Origin of the sequence: Shewanella sp. ULN5 (assembly GCF_030731885.1) — a bacterium.
GTDB classification, from domain to species: Bacteria; Pseudomonadota; Gammaproteobacteria; order Enterobacterales; family Shewanellaceae; genus Shewanella; species Shewanella holmiensis.
This window is the reverse complement of sequence record NZ_JAPJEE010000017.1, coordinates 67,002-86,638: the sequence shown is the minus strand read 5'-3', so window position 1 is coordinate 86,638 and position 19,637 is coordinate 67,002. Positions and strand designations below refer to the sequence as shown.

At 41.9% G+C, this 19,637-nt stretch carries 9 protein-coding genes; 8 read left to right on the top strand and 1 reads right to left on the bottom strand.

Translation table 11 applies throughout. From position 1 onward, the window contains the following. The first annotated feature begins 156 nt into the window (after positions 1-156). From pdhR to ORI98_RS14910, 6 genes are all read left to right on the top strand, one after another. Positions 157-909, top strand: a complete 753-nt coding sequence (gene pdhR / locus ORI98_RS14935; protein WP_188842459.1) for a pyruvate dehydrogenase complex transcriptional repressor PdhR — start codon at positions 157-159, stop codon at positions 907-909. A gap of 92 nt (positions 910-1,001) precedes the next feature. Next, positions 1,002-3,668, top strand: coding sequence for a pyruvate dehydrogenase (acetyl-transferring), homodimeric type (gene aceE, locus ORI98_RS14930; protein ID WP_188842461.1), 2,667 nt, complete (start codon positions 1,002-1,004; stop codon positions 3,666-3,668). A gap of 12 nt (positions 3,669-3,680) precedes the next feature. Next, positions 3,681-5,663, top strand: coding sequence for a dihydrolipoyllysine-residue acetyltransferase (gene aceF / locus ORI98_RS14925; protein WP_306135757.1), 1,983 nt, complete (start codon positions 3,681-3,683; stop codon positions 5,661-5,663). Between the two features lie 170 nt (positions 5,664-5,833). Further along, positions 5,834-7,264: a dihydrolipoyl dehydrogenase gene (gene lpdA / locus ORI98_RS14920; RefSeq protein WP_188842465.1), complete on the top strand. Its 1,431-nt coding sequence runs from the start codon at positions 5,834-5,836 to the stop codon at positions 7,262-7,264. Between the two features lie 595 nt (positions 7,265-7,859). Further along, positions 7,860-12,299, top strand: a complete 4,440-nt coding sequence (locus ORI98_RS14915; protein WP_371931175.1) for an EAL domain-containing protein — start codon at positions 7,860-7,862, stop codon at positions 12,297-12,299. A 63-nt stretch (positions 12,300-12,362) separates the two neighbouring features. Further along, the gene (locus ORI98_RS14910) at positions 12,363-14,636 is read left to right on the top strand and encodes a patatin-like phospholipase family protein (RefSeq protein WP_371931174.1); all 2,274 of its coding nucleotides are present in this window, start codon (positions 12,363-12,365) and stop codon (positions 14,634-14,636) included. Positions 14,637-14,779: 143 nt separating this feature from the next. Here ORI98_RS14910 and hxpB read toward each other — a convergent pair whose 3' ends face one another. Continuing rightward, complete coding sequence (gene hxpB / locus ORI98_RS14905) at positions 14,780-15,454, bottom strand: hexitol phosphatase HxpB (RefSeq protein ID WP_306135754.1); 675 nt, start codon at positions 15,452-15,454, stop codon at positions 14,780-14,782. 401 nt (positions 15,455-15,855) lie between these two features. Between hxpB and acnB the strand changes: the two genes are divergently transcribed. Beyond that, positions 15,856-18,453: a bifunctional aconitate hydratase 2/2-methylisocitrate dehydratase gene (gene acnB, locus ORI98_RS14900; protein ID WP_261299855.1), complete on the top strand. Its 2,598-nt coding sequence runs from the start codon at positions 15,856-15,858 to the stop codon at positions 18,451-18,453. Between the two features lie 230 nt (positions 18,454-18,683). Further along, on the top strand, positions 18,684-19,505 hold the full coding sequence (locus tag ORI98_RS14895; protein WP_306135753.1) for a hypothetical protein: 822 nt from the start codon (positions 18,684-18,686) through the stop codon (positions 19,503-19,505). Positions 19,506-19,637: the final 132 nt, after the last annotated feature.

Here is a 19,637-nt window from a genome sequence, read left to right as displayed (position 1 = left end):
CCGTTTTTTTCGTTTATGCTCTGTAAACTGAGCGGCGGTGTATCAGCTTAAGCGATAAGCTAGACATGATTAAGATGTTTTGCTAAAGTGCCCGCTCTCACATAAATTGGTAAGACCAATTGACAATAGGTGATTCTGGGGAGTTTAAGCATACATATGGCTTACAGTAAGATTAATCAGCCAAAAATTTCTGATGTGATCATGGAGCAACTTGAGCGCATGATCCTAGAAGGCAGTTTGCAACCTGGGCAAAAGTTACCTCCTGAGCGTGAGCTGGCTGTACAGTTTGAAGTGTCACGCCCGTCTTTACGTGAAGCCATCCAAAAGCTTGAGGCTAAAGGCCTATTGATGCGTCGTCAAGGTGGCGGTACTTACGTTAAAGAACAACTCTGGCAAAGTCTTGCCGATCCTATCGTTGAATTAATGCATAACGACTCTGAAAGCCAATACGATTTGCTTGAGTTTCGTCACGCCACTGAAGGCATGATGGCCTACTTTGCTGCGTTACGTGGCACAGATGCCGATATGCAGAATATTAAAAACAGTATTTTAGACGTTGAAAACGCCGTAAATATTGAAGCACAAGCAGATGCCATTGTACGTTTTTACCGTGCAGTGGCTGAAGCGTCACACAATGTGGCAATGCTACACTTAGTGTTAAGTTTAACCCCTGTGCTACATAAAAATGTGGCACAAAATTTAGAGCTTCTGAGTCGTCGTGAAGAAGCCTCTACTATGGCAAATGATCACCGCCGAGATTTATTGGCTGCGATTGTTCGCCGAGACCCTGATGCGGCACGTGAAGCTTCGAACGAGCATTTAAGCTATATCGAAGAAGTCATGTTGTCAGTAAGAGAAGAAGACAGTCGGTTGCAACGTAGCTTGCGCCGTTTAAAGAGCGGCGTGTAGTTCTCGTTCACAACCAATGAGATTATACCCTTGCTGTGTCAACAAGCAGCATAAGCCGAAATATAACCCCGTATATAGAGAAGGACTGCGAGATGTCTGAAGATATGCTACTCGATTTAGACCCATCAGAAACCCAAGAATGGGTTGATGCCTTACAAGCTGTATTAGAGCAAGAAGGGCCTGAACGTGCACATTTTTTATTAGAGAAACTGATTGATAAAGCCCGTCGTAACGGAACTCATTTACCGTATGATGCGACAACCGCTTACCTTAATACCATTCCTGCAGGGCAAGAGCCTAACATGCCAGGCAACCAGGAGATGGAGCACCGTATTCGCGCCATTATCCGTTGGAATGCTTTAGCTATGGTATTACGTGGTTCTAAGAAAGACTTAGAACTAGGTGGTCATATTTCAAGTTTCGCCTCTAGTGCCACGATTTATGATGTGTGTTTTAACCACTTTTTCCGTGCGCCAAATGAAAAAGACGGTGGCGATTTAGTGTATTTCCAAGGTCATATTGCACCAGGTATTTACTCGCGTTCATTCTTAGAAGGACGTATCACTGAAGAGCAAATGAACAACTTCCGTCAAGAAGTTGATGGTAAAGGCTTATCTTCATACCCGCATCCTAAGTTAATGCCTAATTACTGGCAGTTCCCTACGGTATCTATGGGTTTAGGTCCTATTCAAGCGATTTATCAAGCACGTTACTTAAAGTACTTAACTGACCGTGGCTTGAAAGATTGTTCAGAGCAAACGGTTTACTGTTTCTTAGGTGACGGTGAATGTGATGAGCCAGAAGCATTAGGTGCGATTGGTTTAGCTGCGCGTGAAGAGTTAGATAACTTAGTATTTATCATTAACTGTAACCTACAGCGTCTTGATGGTCCTGTTCGTGGTAACGGTAAGATCATTCAAGAGCTAGAAGGCGAGTTCCGCGGCGCAGGCTGGGAAGTGGTTAAAGTGATTTGGGGTCGTTACTGGGATCCATTATTGGCTCGTGATACGAGCGGTAAATTATTACAGTTAATGGAAGAAACCGTAGACGGTGAATACCAAAACTGTAAAGCCAAAGGCGGCGCTTATACGCGTGAGCATTTCTTTGGTAAGTACCCAGAAACTGCCGCTATGGTCGCTAACATGTCTGATGATGACATTTGGCGCTTAAACCGTGGTGGTCATGATCCAGTTAAAATGTATGCTGCATTAGATCATGCACAAAAAACCAAAGGTCGCCCAACCGTTATTTTAGCTAAAACCGTTAAAGGTTATGGTTTAGGTGATGCTGGTGAAGGTAAGAACATTGCCCATAACGTGAAGAAGATGGACGCAGATGCAATCCGTTACTTCCGTGATCGTTTTAATATTCCTATCCCTGATGACAAATTAGAAGAAATTCCTTTCTATCATCCTGGCCCTGATTCAGAAGAAGTGAAGTATCTGAATGAACGTCGTGAAGCATTAAAAGGCTACTTACCACAACGTCGTGAAAAATTCACTGAAGAGCTTGAAGTACCATCATTAAAGATTTTTGATGCGGTCATTAAAGGTTCAAACGGTCGCGAAATTTCATCTACCATGTCATTTGTACGTGTACTGACTGCGCTATTGAAAGATAAGCAAATCGGTAAGCGTATTGTGCCAATTATTCCTGATGAAGCACGTACTTTTGGTATGGAAGGATTATTCCGTCAAGTGGGTATTTATGCCCATGAAGGCCAAAAATATATTCCACAAGATTCTGATCAAGTGGCGTATTACCGTGAAGATAAAACCGGTCAGGTTTTACAAGAAGGGATTAACGAATTAGGCGCTATGTCATCTTGGGTTGCTGCAGCAACCAGTTATTCAGTTAACGACATGCCAACAATTCCTTTCTACATTTACTACTCAATGTTCGGTTTCCAACGTATTGGCGACATGGCGTGGGCCGCGGGTGATATGCGCGCACGTGGTTTCTTAGTGGGTGGAACATCTGGCCGTACAACATTGAACGGTGAAGGTTTACAGCATCAAGATGGCCACAGCCATATTCTTGCTAACACTATCCCTAACTGTGTGTCTTACGACCCAACTTACGGTTATGAAATTGCTGTTGTGGTGCAGGATGGTATTCGCCGTATGTACGGTGAAGATCAGGAGGATGTGTTCTACTACCTAACCACCATGAACGAAAACTATGTTCAGCCTGAAATGCCAGAAGGTGCTGAAGAAGGTATCGTTAAAGGTATCTATAAGCTTGAAACCGTTGCCGGAAGTGGTAAAGGTAAAGTACAGCTTATGGGCTGTGGCACTATTCTTGAAGAAGTACGTAAAGCGGCGCAAGCCCTAGCGAAAGACTTCGGCGTAAGTGCAGATGTATTCAGCGTAACCAGCTTTAACGAGCTAACTCGTGATGGTCAAGCAGTAGAGCGTTGGAACATGCTACACCCAACATCTGAGCCTAAGAAAGCGTATATCAGCCAAGTGTTATCAACGGATGCTCCTGCCATTGTGGCCACTGACTATATGAAAATATACGGTGAGCAATTACGTGCTTACATTCCGACTGACTATAAAGTACTGGGTACTGATGGTTTTGGTCGTAGTGATAGCCGCGCTAACTTACGTCATCACTTTGAAGTGGATGCTAAGTTCATTGTTATTGCGGCGTTGAAATCACTTGTTGAACGCAACGAAATGCCTGTTGATGTGCTCACTAAAGCCATCAAAGACTATGGCATCGATGCTGACAAGATCAACCCACAGTTCGCGTAAGAGGAATTTGGAATGGCTGATTTAAAAGAAATTTTGGTTCCTAATATCGATACTGATGCAGTACAAGTTATTGAAATTTGTGCGGCAGTGGGTGATTTTCTTGAAAAAGAAGCATCGATTATTACGGTTGAAAGCGATAAAGCGACCATGGATATTCCAGCACCTTTTGCTGGCACCTTAGCAGAATTGAAAATTGCTGTGGGTGATACCGTATCAGAAGGGACATTAATTGCCTTAATGTCTGCAGCTGGCGAAGCCGCTGCCCCTTCAGCTGAGCCTGCAAAAGCACCTGCGCCAGTGGCACAGGCGGCTGCACCGGCTCCAGTCGCCCCTGTAGCGGTTGCGGCTAATACTGGCGGCGCTACACAAGTGATTGAAGTGAAAGTACCTGATATCGGTGGGGATACTGATGTATCTATCATCGAGGTACTTGTTGCGGTAGGCGATACCATTGACGTTGATACTGGCTTAATTACGCTAGAAACCGATAAAGCCACCATGGATGTGCCATCTCCGAAAGCGGGTGTGGTAAAAGAAGTGAAAGTTGCTTTAGGCGATAAAGTATCTGAAGGATCGTTAGTTATCCTGTTAGAAGTAGCAGGTTCAGCTTCAGCTGCCTCAGCTGCCTCAGCTGCCTCAGCACCACAGGCGGCAGCGCCTGTTGCCCAAGCCGCTCCGGTTGCGCAGGCCACAAGCCAGGTACAAGAGATTCATGTGCCTGATATTGGCGATGCAAGTGATGTTGATATCATTGAAGTGCTTGTTGCTGTTGGCGACGAAGTGACTAAAGACCAAGGTTTAATCACTTTAGAAACAGATAAAGCGACTATGGAAGTACCGGCTCCTTTTGCTGGTAAGCTAGTCTCTTTAACGATTAAAGTGGGCGATAAAGTGTCTCAAGGTAGCTTAATTGCTACGATTGAAACTACTTCGTCAGCACCTGTTGCTGCCGTGCCAGTTGCTGAGCCAGCAAGTGTTTCAGCGCCTGTTGCGCCGATGCCAGCTAGTCGTCCTTCTACACCACCAGTACCGCATCATCCAAGTGCTGCGGTTACCGCATCAGGTGGGGTAGTACATGCGTCACCAGCAGTGCGTCGTTTAGCGCGTGAGTTTGGTGCCGATTTAACCTTGGTTAAAGGTAGCGGCCGTAAAGGACGTATTCTTAAAGAAGACGTACAAGCCTTTATTAAGTATGAGCTTTCTCGTCCTAAAGCGACGGCAGCTACTGCGGTAGCGGGTGGCGCAGGTGGCTTGAACGTAATTGCGGCACCAAAAGTCGACTTCAGTAAGTTTGGTGAAGTGGAAGAAGTGCCATTAAGCCGTATTCAAAAAATATCGGGTCCAAATTTACATCGCAACTGGGTTACTATCCCACACGTGACGCAGTTTGACGAAGCTGATATCACTGAGTTAGAAGCCTTCCGTAAGCAACAAAATGATGTTGCAGCGAAGAAAAAAGCGGATTACAAAATTACTCCTTTAGTCTTCATGATGAAAGCGGTAGCAAAAACATTGGCAGAGTTTCCAGTGTTTAACTCAAGTTTAAGTGCTGATGGTGAATCATTGATTCAGAAGAAGTACTTCCATATTGGTGTGGCAGTTGATACCCCAAATGGCTTGATGGTACCGGTTGTACGTGATGTAGATAAAAAAGGCATAGTAGAATTATCGCGCGAGCTAACTGATATTTCTATCCGTGCACGTGACGGCAAGCTAAAAGCTGCTGACATGCAAGGCAGTTGTTTTACCATTTCAAGTTTGGGCGGTATTGGGGGTACAGCGTTTACTCCAATCGTAAATTACCCAGATGTGGCCATTTTAGGTGTGTCAAAATCTGAAATTAAACCTAAGTGGAATGGTAAAGAGTTTGAGCCTAAGTTAATGTTGCCATTATCATTATCATATGATCACCGTGTAATTGACGGTGCAATGGCAGCCCGCTTTAGCGTAACGTTGTCAGGTATTTTATCTGACATCCGTACCATGATTCTGTAAACAAATTTGGCCGCTCTAATTGAGTGGCCTTTTTTATGTCGGTCTTTATCACTAATGTTTGATTGTGATCAACATCAAACAAAGGGTAAAATGCGGCCAGCTAACATGATCTGGCCACATTGATTGTTGAGACGGATTTGCCGCCAACACGGAAAAGAATAGAGGAAAAGATGAGTAACGAAATCAAAACTCAGGTAGTTGTATTAGGAGCAGGCCCAGCAGGTTATTCAGCAGCATTCCGTGCAGCTGATTTAGGCTTGGACACCATCATCGTTGAACGTTTTAGCACCCTGGGTGGTGTTTGTTTGAACGTAGGTTGTATTCCTTCAAAAGCATTATTACACGTAGCAAAAGTGATTGAAGAAGCCAAAATGGTTGAAGATCATGGTGTTTCTTTTGGCGAGCCAAAAATCGACTTAGACAAATTACGTGGCTTTAAAGAGAAAGTGATTGGTCAGTTAACTGGCGGATTAGGCGGAATGTCTAAAATGCGTAAAGTTGATGTGGTTAATGGCTTTGGTACTTTTACAGGTCCAAACACGCTAGAAGTTAAAGCGGAAGACGGTAGTGTTAAAGTCGTTCAATTTGAACACGCTATTATTGCTGCGGGTTCGCGTCCAATTAAACTGCCTTTCATTCCTCATGAAGATCCACGTATTTGGGATTCGACTGACGCATTAGAATTAAAAGAAGTGCCAGGCAAGCTTTTAGTGATGGGCGGTGGCATCATCGGACTAGAAATGGGTACGGTTTACTCATCTCTAGGTAGCGAAATTGACGTAGTAGAAATGTTCGACCAGGTCATTCCTGCTGCCGATAAAGACGTTGTTCGTGTATTCACTAAACAAATCAAGAAGAAGTTTAACCTGATCCTTGAAACTAAAGTGACAGCCGTTGAAGCTAAAGATGATGGCATTTATGTCACCATGGAAGGCAAGAAAGCGCCAACAGAACCTGTTCGTTATGACGCTGTATTGGTTGCAATTGGTCGCTCACCAAATGGTAAGTCACTTGCTGCTGAAAAAGCAGGCGTAAACGTTGATGAGCGTGGCTTTATCAATGTCGACAAGCAAATGCGTACTAACGTACCGCACATTTTTGCTATCGGTGATATCGTTGGTCAACCAATGTTGGCTCACAAAGGTGTGCATGAAGGCCATGTTGCTGCTGAAGTTATCTCTGGTCTTAAGCATTTCTTCGATCCAAAAGTTATCCCTTCAATTGCCTACACAGCACCTGAAGTCGCTTGGGTTGGTTTAACTGAGAAAGAAGCTAAAGAGCAAGGTATTGCATACGAAACAGCAACTTTCCCATGGGCTGCAAGTGGCCGTGCAATCGCATCTGATTGTAGCGAAGGTATGACCAAGTTAATTTTCGACAAAGAAACTCACCGCGTGATCGGTGGTGCTATTGTTGGTGTTAACGGTGGTGAATTATTAGGTGAAATCGGCCTAGCAATTGAAATGGGTTGTGATGCTGAAGATTTAGCATTAACGATTCATGCTCACCCAACCTTACATGAATCAGTAGGCTTAGCCGCAGAAATTTATGAAGGTTCAATTACTGATTTACCTAACCCTAAAGCGGTTAAGAAGAAGTAGTTAACACTTGTAACACTTTGCAACAAGGCACCCTTATGGGTGCTTTTTTTTGGTCTACACTTAGTTGATGATGCTATATTGTCAGTACGTATTTAAGGCTTGGTATTTATGTGTATTATCAATGGTGATTCAACTCTAGCTGAGCAGTGTTGTTAACTCAAATACGCTATACATGATTCGCTTGTAGCGAGTAAAAAAATTAGCCTGTGATTAAAATTGAATACAGGTGTTTAGTACTGCCAATTTCTTGTGAACATTTAATTTTTGCCAGAGAGAGTAAATGCAAATTAAACAGGCCTGTGCATTATTAGCCGTGTTATTTGTTACACAAGAAAACTTGCAACAGGCTTGCACTCGCTATTAAAACGAACATTTGCCTTGTTATCAGTGCAAGGTTCAAGTTTGACTATAAGTTCATGTTAGCTGCCGCAGTTTCATTTATTGACCTGTTAATCCGAGTTAAGGTTATTTAGATGAATGGTAACTTGCGCAGTCTTGGTGATTTAATTGAGATGGATGTCATTATCACTTAAGTTGAAATAATTTAGTGTTTTTCTAATACATCGCTATTTCTAATTGGAGTGATCACCCCCGAATGCCAAGATTGTTATTGCTTATCATCACACAAATGACTTTATTGATGCTATCTATGCCTGTAGCGGGGAATGACTTTGTTCAACGGGTATTTAACGCAAAAGATGGTTTAGCAAATAGCACCATTAATGACATCAGTTTTGACAGTTACGGTTTTGCTTGGCTGGCTACAGAGCAAGGGCTGTATCGGGTAAGTAACAGCGCTATTCGGCGAATTGATAATGTCGATAACTCTTCTGTGTTAGAAGATGAAATGTTGTACTCAGTGGTACCTGTTACCGATGAGTATTTGCTTATTACTTCTGGAATTGCTCTATATTTATATAGTTTACGTGACCATCAATTTACAGAGTTATATCAACCCTCCACTCAAAATAGCCTCAGAGTTGCGACCATTCTTGCTAATGAACAAGCCCAATTTGAAATACTGACCACTAATGGCCAACGATATATGTTTGATGTCGCTTCAAAGCTATTATCTGTAGATCTTAAAGGGAATTTAGCCACAGAGTTGATTTGGACGGGACAACTTATTTTGCCTAATCAGGATAGGATTTATACCTCAACTCATACAGCGGAGCTGCATTTAGCAAACCATGATGTGGTCGATTTAGGTTGGCATAAAGCCAGAGGGACGATTATTGGCTTAATGCAAGATTCTAAGCAACGCGTATGGTTATTTACTTCAAAAGGCTTGTTCAATGTAGATATCCAACAGCGAGAAATTATCCCAGTTGAAGATAAACCCTATTATATCGAAAAAGTGGTTGAAGATAATCATGGTGTATTGTGGCTAGGTACTCGAGCGGGATTATTGTCTTGGAATGTAGAAACGAATCAAACGGTCAGTTATCGCGATTCTCTTAAAACGGCCGCTAATATTAATTATATTCATGCTTTGGCTATCGACTCTAATGGTTTGATTTGGGTGGGCGGTTCAGGTTATGGCCTAGCTCTTGCTGCCACATCGCCAGACTTTTTATTGGATACTTTTTCGCAATCATCCATTTATCAATTAAGTAACCAAATGGTGTGGTCGATTTACGAGCAAGATAACAAAGTTTGGTTAGGCACCGAAGGCGGGCTAGAGATAGTTGATATGGTAACAAAGCGAGCCGAGCTAATTTTGTTAGAGGGCTTTGAATTAAATGACAGTATTTATCAAATAAATGATTTAGACCAAGAGCATTTAGTGCTTTCTACTACCACCGGATTATTTGTGGTCAATAAGCTCACTAACCAAGTGATAGATTTTCATAGTTGGAGCGGCGGCACATCGTCTTTGCGTGATGCAATTGTGATGCACACTTATCCAGATCCCTTTATTAGTGGCAGAATTTGGTTTTCGACCAATAAAGGCCTGTTCTATTGGCAAACGGGAGAGACTGATCTACAACCTTTTACAGGGAACTTGGATAACAAAGCACGTTTTGCTTCGATCATCCGCGACAGCCAACAACGTTTATGGTTAGGGGGTAAAAAAGATCTGGGTTATTTAGATTCAAGTGATCAATTTGTTTCTATTAAAGAGCAAGTCATTTATCAAGATAAGCAACTTGATGTGGCGCATTTAATGGAAGTCAGTCCTAATGTGTTTTGGATAGGCACCCATCAAAAGGGGCTATTAGAACTCAATACGACGACCGGAGAGATAACTCACCTTAATGAACGCTGGAATATAGAATGCGGCGTGGTACTGTTTTTAAAAGAGACGCCCGATGATTTTCTGATTGGTTGCTACCGTTCAATTATCCAATTCAATAAACACACTCGAACCCCGACTTCATTTACCCATTATGATGGATTTATTTCTAATGAATTTAATGAATTAGCGGTTTATTTTCAGCCAGAAAAAGGCCTATTTCTTGGTACACCAGACGGCGCTATGTTAATTGAGCCAAGATTATTAGCGAATCGAATTGCGAACAATGAGGCTTTTCTTGAATCGGTTTCTATTCATTACAGCGATCGCACCGATTTATTTTTATTGCCTGCACAGCTTAAAACAGTTAAGCCTGAAGCCAGTTTAATTAGTTTTCAAATATCAAACTTAGATTACCTTGACGAAAGCCCGATGAGCCTGCAATACCGATTATTAAAGCAAGGCAGTCCACCTTCATCTTTTGTATTGTTAGAAGGTAAATCACAAATCAACATATCGGGGATCAGCGGTGGCAATTATACCCTAGAGCTAAACTATAAAAGCCAAAATGTGTGGTCTAAATACCCTTTTAGTTTTGCATTTAAAGTAGAAGAATATTGGTGGCAGTCGCAATATTTTAAAGGTGTGCTTATTTTTAGCGTGCTATTTTTTGCCTTTTTCTTATCCCTTTATCGTCAGCGACAAGTGATGCGTTTCAAAAAGGTGAATCAAGACTTGATTGAAAGTGATGATCGCCTGTCGCAAGCATTAAGGGGCAGTGATTCTGATTTATGGGAATGGCGTGACGACTCTAAAATGCTAATGCTAGATAATCGCGGCGGTTTGCTGGGCGGGAAAAGTAGGATTGTTGCAACGCTAGATGAGGTGCCTGTGCACCCTGATGACGTCGAGCGCGTGACTCAAGCCTGGTTACATTTTTTAAAATCTAAATCAGACATGATTGATGTGGAATATCGCTATCATCATGAATCAGGAAAATGGCGCTGGTTAAGGGTTAAAGGACGGGCAATTTCTTGGCATCCGACAACGGGTAGATTAAGTAGAGCCGCAGGGATTTATTCGGATGTCACTGTTCAGCGTGAGCTTGAAAGTGAAATTAAGTTATTAGCTGAAGCGTTTGAAAACACCTCAGAAGGCATGCTGGTTTTAGATGCCGACAAACGTATTAAAATTAGTAATCTGGCAGCAAGACGCATTCTTGCGACTGATGAATCGGCGTTATTAGGGCAGTTGTTTTCTAATATCGTAGTATCAAGCCAAGTACCGTTAAATATCGATAAATTATTTACTCAGGCGACCTTTTGGAGTGGTGAGCGAGAGTTATTATGTCAAAGTAGCCAGCCTTGTCCTGTGTGGTTGAATATCTCAAAAATGTTGAGTTCAGAAGGGGATACGCAACATTATGTGGTGGTGTTCTCTGATATGACGGAGCGCAAACTTAACGAGCTAAAACTGCAGCGTTTGGCTAACAATGATTCCCTTACCGGGTTAGCTAATCGTACCCAGTTTGTGACTAACTTAAAGCATGTCATTGAAGAGGCCTGCAGAAATGATGAAAAGTTAGCATTATTATTTTTAGACTTAGATAGGTTTAAATCGGTTAATGACTCCTACGGACACAGTATGGGAGATGCATTATTGGTTGAAGCGGCGAATCGTCTGCAATCCTGTTTAAATTCGGAACACGTGTTATGCCGTTTTGGCGGTGATGAATTTGTCATCTTATTACGCAATGTAAATGACGGTAATACGATTAATCACATCGCTGATAAATTGTTAAAACAAATCGAAATGCCATTTAAGTTATACGGTCGAGAGTTTTTTATCTCTACCAGTATTGGTATTAGCTGCTGGCCAGAAGATTGCCGTGATCCTGAAATGCTCATTAAAAATGCTGACCTAGCTATGTACCATGCAAAAGAGGAAGGTAAGGGCAATTTTCAATATTATTCTGCAGAGCGCAATGCCGAGGCCCTATATCATTTGCGGCTTGAAGCGGATTTACGTAAAGCGATTGAGCGTAACGAGTTAGAGCTGCATTATCAGCCTCAAATAGACATCCTGCATAATGACCGATTTATTGGTATGGAGGCATTGTTGCGCTGGAAGCATCCCACTGAAGGATATGTCCGCCCTGATATTTTTATTAAAGTCGCTGAGTCTTGCGGATTTATTATCGATATTGATTGCTGGGTGCTCAAGCAAGCATGTTTAGATGGTGCAAGATGGCATCAACACTATCAACAGGATTTTAAATTGTCGGTGAACGTTTCTGCGGTACATTTTAGACAAAGTAGTTTCATTGGATTTGTCAAAAGTACTCTGGCTGAAACTGGCTTTCCCGCATCAAAGTTATGCCTTGAAATCACCGAAGGTGTGTTGATGAAAGAGTTGCATGTCGCAACACATCATTTATCCCAACTTAAAGCTCTTGGGGTTCAAGTGGCGATTGATGATTTTGGTACGGGTTATTCATCTTTGGCTTACTTACGTACTTTTGAGGTCAACTCCTTAAAAATTGACCGTTCATTTTTAATCGATATTGCTGATAATCAAGCTGACCAAGCAATCGTGTCGAGTATTATTGAGCTGGCGCGTAACTTGAAATTAAACGTGGTTGCAGAAGGGATTGAAACCCATGAGCAACTGGAGCAGGTTTTCAGTCGTGGTTGCTATATCATTCAAGGCTATTATTTTGCTAAACCTATGCCAAGAAATGATCTGGATACTTTTATGGGCATAGACACTAAAAGTCGGGCTATTTCATTTGATAATTGAATTAGTGATTGTTAGTTGTAGTTTGCTAGAATGTGAGCGTTTTTAACTGTATCTGGAACAGCTATGCCGGTGATTAATCGTTTATTTTTGGGGTGTATTTACATTAGCATTACGCTAATGGCTACATTAGTCTGTAGTTCGGCCAATGCCGCCGATGAAAAACCAACTGCTTTCAAAGAGCGTCCAACCATTGGTCTTGTGCTCAGTGGCGGCGGCGCCAAAGGCGCGGCTCACATTGGCGTACTGCAAGTGCTGGAAGCAAACCATATCCCTGTCGATTACATTGCCGGTACCAGCATTGGTGCTTATGTTGCGGGTATGTATGCGTTAGGTTTTAGCGCCAATGAAATTGAAACCATTATGCTAAAAGGCGAGTGGGACGAAGGCTATTCAGATACGATCCCGCGTGAAGAGCTTACTTTTCGTGATAAACAGTTACGTGATAAATACAATATCCCTGTTGATGTCGGTTTTAAAGAAGGTTCAATCACCTCTCCTAGCGGCTTACTTCAAGGTCAGACTATGTCGCATTTATTGCGCCATTCCACTGATTTAGTGGAACAGTTCGGCGATTTTGATGATCTTGCTATCCCTTATCGTGCGGTAGCCACTAATTTAGCCACCAGTGAAGCGGTGGTTTTGTCAAAAGGCAGCATTGTGCAATCTATGCAAGCCTCAGCTTCAGTGCCCGGTGCGCTGCAGCCTGCTCTGATTGATGGAATGTTACTGGTCGATGGCGGTATCGCAAACAACATGCCGATTGATGTTGTTAAGGCTATGGGAGCCGACATCATTATTGCTGTCGATATCGGTTCACCATTGGCGAGTCAAGCCCAGCTAAATTCTACCATCGCGGTATTGGAACAGCTTTCAACGATTCTTACGCAAGCAAGTACCGAAAAACAAAAACAATTATTAACCAAACAGGATATTTTAATCCGCCCGTGGATTGATAATTTAAGCACAACTGATTTTAGTATTATGCCTCAGGCATTGGTTATTGGTGAGCAAGCCGCACAATTGAAATATGAACAGTTGGTGAAATTGTCGATTTCTGAAGACGCATATCAAGATTATGTGCGCAACAAGAAACAGAAACGTATGGCTTGGGTTGATCCCATAAAAGAGCCTATTTACAGAATTGTATTAGATAACAAATCTTCGATTAATGACAAATTAATCCGTGATCGTCTTGGCATTAGTGAAGGCCAAGTGGTCACTAAAGAAGAGCTAGAAGCTGCGCTACAGCGGGTTTATGCTCTTAATCAATTTGAAAGAGTGGACGCAGAATTTACCGACACTGAGAATGGGCGTATTTTAACGGTAACCTCAAAAGCCAAAGGATGGGGACCAAATTACTTTAACGCAGGGTTTAACTGGGAAGATGATTTCAGTTTAGACTCATCTGTTTCGTTAAATCTTGCCTACACCATGACCAATTTAACCGACAATGGTGGTGAGTGGCGCAATGAACTAGAGCTGGGGTTAAATAAACGATTCTCTACCGAGTTTTACCAACCCTTGGATCGTGACCAAGATTATTTTGCTCTGTCACGTTTTGAATATGAGCTTAAAAATTGGGATGTTTATGAGCAAAATGAACGCATTTTTGAGTTAGAAAATAAAGAGGTTAGTTTAGTTGCGGGACTTGGGGCTAATTTATCCTCTCACGGCATTGTTGAAGTAGGTTTTATCACTGAATATGGCTCAATTTCAAACAGCGTCGCGCTAAATGGCAATTTCGATTATAGAACCTATGGTGGTTACTTTAAGGCTGCCTATGACACCTTAAACAGTATCAGCTTTCCGACTGAGGGTAATCGATTAACTATGACGCTGCATTTTCGAGATGAATACTATGACAGCAATGATTTAATTGGCTTCACCAGTCTTCATGATCAAACTTTGCAAATTGAAGCGGATTGGAAAGGCGCACTTAGACTCGGTAATCATGCTGTTGTGGGTAAAATGGCTTTAGCGACGGTTGAAAGTGATCATGAGTTGAACGTGCATTTCAGCAGTCTAGGTGGGTTCTTGAATTTATCAGGTTTCCATAAAAATGCCCTCGCTGGACCACATAAAGTCTTTGGTGCGGCCATTTATCAATATGATTTAGGCAGAGACCTATTGGTTACCGATGTACCATTATATTTAGGTGTCAGCGCCGAGGCGGGTAATGTATGGTATACCCGTGATGCCGTCGATTTAGGCGACTTAATTTATGCTGGGAGTTTATATTTAGGTACCGATACCTCTTGGGGCCCTGCAGCATTAGGCTTTGGATTTACTGATTTAGGCGATAAATCAGTTTACTTATTTGTCGGTAAAAACTTCTAAAAATATTTTCAGGTCTAATAAAAATGGCATCGTTAAACGATGCCATTTTTCATTTTTTAAGCTTGGGTCTGTTGTTGTTTGTTGGTTAAATTATGTTCTACACCAAACGAATTCATTCATCTCTTGACCCGAGTTTATGTGAGTTAATTATCTAATAGGTAGGCTGACAATATTGGCGAGACGGCTGATAACTGGCTGATTTGGTGGTGGCCAACAACCCATTTAGTTTGCTGTGCAACTTGAGGCGCTGGGATGGCGATGGTTTGCATATTGGCAGCTCTTGCGGCAATTAAGCCATTAAAAGAGTCTTCAATTGCCAAGCAATTAACGGCATCAACAGCTAATTTAGCCGCGCAATTTAAGTAGACTTCTGGGTGCGGTTTACCGAGTTGTAAATGCTCAGCAGAGCAAATAGCATCGAAATGCTCACTAATACCAAGTTTGGTTAATACCGCATCAATTATAGGTGATGGGGATGAGGTTGCTAACCCAATTTTAAGCCCTTTTTGACGACAATCTTTTAAGGTGTCAATCACTCCCTCCATGGGCTCACCATCAAGTCGAATGTGCTCTGCGACAGCTTGAACAATTTGGCTCGCTGTGTCGGCGTTGTTATAGTTAGCCCAAGGAAAGCGCTGATACCAATAATCAACAACCTGATCAATACGATAGCCTGTCGTACTTTCTACATCTTCGAGTGTGAGTTTGAGCCCCAGACTATGCATTACCGCCATTTCGGCTTTTTGCCATGCGGGTTCAGAATCAATTAATACTCCATCCATATCAAAAATTACGGCTTTAATATTGATATTTGCCATCGCTAAGCTTACTCAGTGAGTTATTTTGAGGTCTAGAATATCGTTATCTACAAGATTATTCAGTAAAAATACAAATATTTGAAATTATTTTTACGCAATGATGTAGAGTTTGTAAGGTTTATTTAAATCGAATGGTTTAGTTTAAGTATATGAAAGAATATTGTTTTTTTACTGTTTCAAACTATTGTCTAATTTTCTTTGTTTTAATATCACTTTACATTGCAAGTTGGACAAAAAAATCCAGTAGATTTCATCTGCGTAATAGTGTGAGCTGATTCATACTTTTTTAAAGCTGTAGTATACTGGGGGTCGGATTTCAAGCCCGAACCTGTGGAATTTCAGCGTGACTAAAACTGACGTTGAGTTTTGCCGTAAGGCGTCAAACAAAGAGGAATGTTGCCGTGCTAGAAGCATATCGTAAACACGTCGCAGAGCGTGCTGCAGAGGGTGTTGTCCCTAAGCCATTAGATGCACAACAAGTGGCTGAGTTAGTGAAGTTAGTTGAGACTCCACCTGCTGGTGAAGAGGCCGTGATCCTCGACTTATTAGAAAACCGTATTCCACCGGGTGTGGATGAAGCAGCCTATGTTAAAGCGGCTTTTTTAGATGCAGTAGCTAAAGGCACTGTTAAGTCGCCAATTCTATCTGCAGAGCGCGCTACCGAATTACTAGGTACTATGCAAGGCGGATACAACATTGAGCCGTTGATCGCTCAATTAGATAATCCAGCATTAGCTCCTATCGCCGTTACCGCATTATCAAACACCTTATTAATGTTTGACTCTTACCATGACGTGGTAGAGAAAATGCAAGCTGGTAACGCTTTTGCTAAACAAGTGGTTGAATCATGGGCCAATGCAGATTGGTTCTTAAATCGTCCAAAGTTAGCTGACAAAGTCACATTAACAGTATTTAAAGTGGCGGGTGAAACCAACACTGATGACCTATCGCCTGCACCAGATGCATGGTCACGTCCAGATATTCCATTGCACGCATTAGCGATGCTGAAAAACGCCCGTGACGGTATCGTACCTGATCAACCAGGCGTAGTCGGTCCAATTAAAGAAATCGAAGCCCTTAAAGGCAAAGGTCACCCACTGGTTTATGTTGGTGATGTAGTGGGTACGGGTTCTTCACGTAAATCAGCCACTAACTCAGTACTATGGTTCATGGGCGATGATATCCCTTATGTACCAAACAAACGTGCTGGTGGTTTCTGTTTAGGTAACAAAATTGCACCAATCTTCTTCAACACTATGGAAGATGCTGGCGCATTACCAATCGAACTTAACGTAGATAAGATGGAAACTGGCGATGTTATCGACATTTATCCATACGAAGGCGTTGTTAAACGTGGTGGCACTGATGAAGTCATCTCTACGTTCGAATTAAAAACGGAAGTGTTATTAGACGAAGTTCGCGCTGGTGGCCGTATTCCATTAATCATTGGCCGTGGCTTAACTGACCGTGCACGTGAAACGCTAGGCTTAGATGTATCTAAAGTCTTTGTACGTTCACAAGATGTTGCAGATACTGGCAAAGGTTACACTTTAGTACAGAAGATGGTAGGTAAAGCATGTGGTGTTGCCGGTGTTCGCCCTGGCCAATACTGTGAGCCTAAAATGACATCAGTGGGTTCGCAAGATACCACAGGCCCAATGACCCGTGATGAGCTAAAAGATTTAGCGTGTTTAGGTTTTAGTGCTGATTTAACCATGCAGTCTTTCTGTCACACTGCGGCTTATCCAAAGCCAGTTGACGTTGATACTCACCATACATTACCTGATTTCATCATGAACCGTGGCGGTGTATCGCTTCGTCCAGGCGATGGTGTTATTCACTCATGGTTAAACCGTATGTTACTTCCAGATACCGTTGGTACTGGTGGTGACTCACATACGCGTTTCCCTATTGGTGTTTCTTTCCCAGCAGGTTCTGGCTTAGTGGCATTTGCTGCAGCAACTGGCGTTATGCCACTTGATATGCCTGAATCAGTATTAGTGCGCTTTAAAGGTGAAATGCAACCAGGTATCACTTTACGTGACCTAGTACATGCCATTCCACTTAAAGCGATTGAAATGGGTCTGCTTACGGTTGAGAAAAAAGGCAAAATCAATGCTTTCTCTGGCCGTGTATTAGAAATCGAAGGTCTTGAAAAACTTAAAGTTGAACAAGCATTCGAATTATCTGACGCATCAGCAGAACGTAGTGCAGCAGGCTGTACTATCAAGCTAGATAAAGAGCCAATCATTGAATATCTAAACTCTAACATCGTCATGTTAAAGTGGATGATCAGCGAAGGTTACGGCGATCGTCGTACCATTGAGCGTCGTATCACAGCAATGCAAGATTGGTTAGCTAATCCAGTATTAATGGAAGCTGACAAAGATGCAGAATACGCTGAAATTATTGAAATCGACCTAAACGAAATTAAAGAGCCAATTCTTTGTGCACCAAACGATCCTGATGACGCAGTGCTGTTATCAAGCGTTGCACAAACTAAGATTGACGAAGTGTTCGTGGGTTCTTGTATGACAAACATCGGTCACTTCCGTGCGACCGGTAAGATGTTAGACAAGTTTGCTAAAACACTACCAACACGTTTATGGATTGCACCACCAACTAAGATGGACAAAGATCAGTTAACTGAAGAAGGTTACTACTCAATCTTTGGCCGCGTTGGTGCACGCATTGAGATCCCAGGTTGTTCATTATGTATGGGTAACCAAGCACGTGTTGCTGAAGGCGCGACCGTTGTTTCAACTTCAACTCGTAACTTCCCTAACCGTTTAGGTACTGGCGCAAACGTATACTTAGCATCAGCTGAGTTAGCGGCAGTAGCAGCGTTATTAGGTCGTTTACCTTCAGTCGAAGAGTACCAAGAATACGCGAAGGAATTAGATGCAACCGCAGCTGATACTTACCGTTACTTGAACTTCGACCAAATCGACTCTTACACTAAGAAAGCGGGCAGCGTGATTATTCAATCAGCGGTTTAAGCTTGAAGTAGTTAATTGTGGAACTAAAAATGCCAGCAGAAATGCTGGCATTTTTGTTGGTGGCAGAACTTAAGTTTATTTATTTTGAATTGATTTTTATTTTAGAAGTAATGTAATTTCTTTATAAATATGATTTAAAATCATTCCGTTATCCGTTATCCGTTATCCGTTATCCGTTATCCGTTATCCGTTATCATTTTGTTTTTAATTTAAAAGGATTTTTGTCATTCATGAAAGCCATATATTTACTATTGCTCTTGCCAATACTCGCTACAGCACACAACTTACCAAATTTTTTGTCCGTCGATACTGATAAAGAATACATTGCAACCATTGATACCTTGCGTAGCTTATTACCTAAAAATGGTGACCCAGAAATCTTAATTGGTTTGGCCTTACCCTATAGTTTGTTAGATATCCAGCCCACAAAATTTACTTCATTAATTGATAAAAACCAGTTCACTAATTTTAATTTAGGGGTAATGAGTCAGGCGATATTTAAAGCTAAAGAGCAGTTTGTTGTCGGCTTACCTAACAGGGTATTGTGTCAAAATTCGACCTGTAGAAAAACGAGAATGACATTGATTAATCAATTCATGGCGGAACAAGCTAAAGTAGGTGAGTTTTTCAATCAGAATGAAGATATTCTCATTGTACAAAGAACAACCGATGATGTTTATCGAATTAATAATGCTTTTTATACCCCGTCGGGCATTATTCAATATCAGCCCTCTGCAGTAGCAGGTTTTGTGCCTTCAGCCAATTGGTCAGAATATAAAAGCACTGAAGAATTAACAAGTTGCAATACATGTTCAGTTCGGTCAACTACGGTGAGAAATATTATGGCTCAATATAATGTAGCGGCTATTGTTCGAGAGGCTAATATGGGGTTGAACGTTATTTTTGGCGGCATAAGTAATAACCATTGGGGGGTAATGGTCATTGAACAATCTGCCGATAAACCAAAAGTTGGGCAACGAAATTCGTTAGGTTTTGAGTATGAAGATGTGATCGAGCTAACGCCCAAAGCTTATTATTATCAAACCAATTAACTCGCTATAATGAGTTGCTCTTTGCTAGAAGCAAGAACACAATATTCTGCTTCTAGCTTCTAGCTTCTAGCTTCTAGCTTCTAGCTTCTAGCTTCTAGCTTCTAGCTTCTAGCTTCTAGCTTCTAGCTTCTA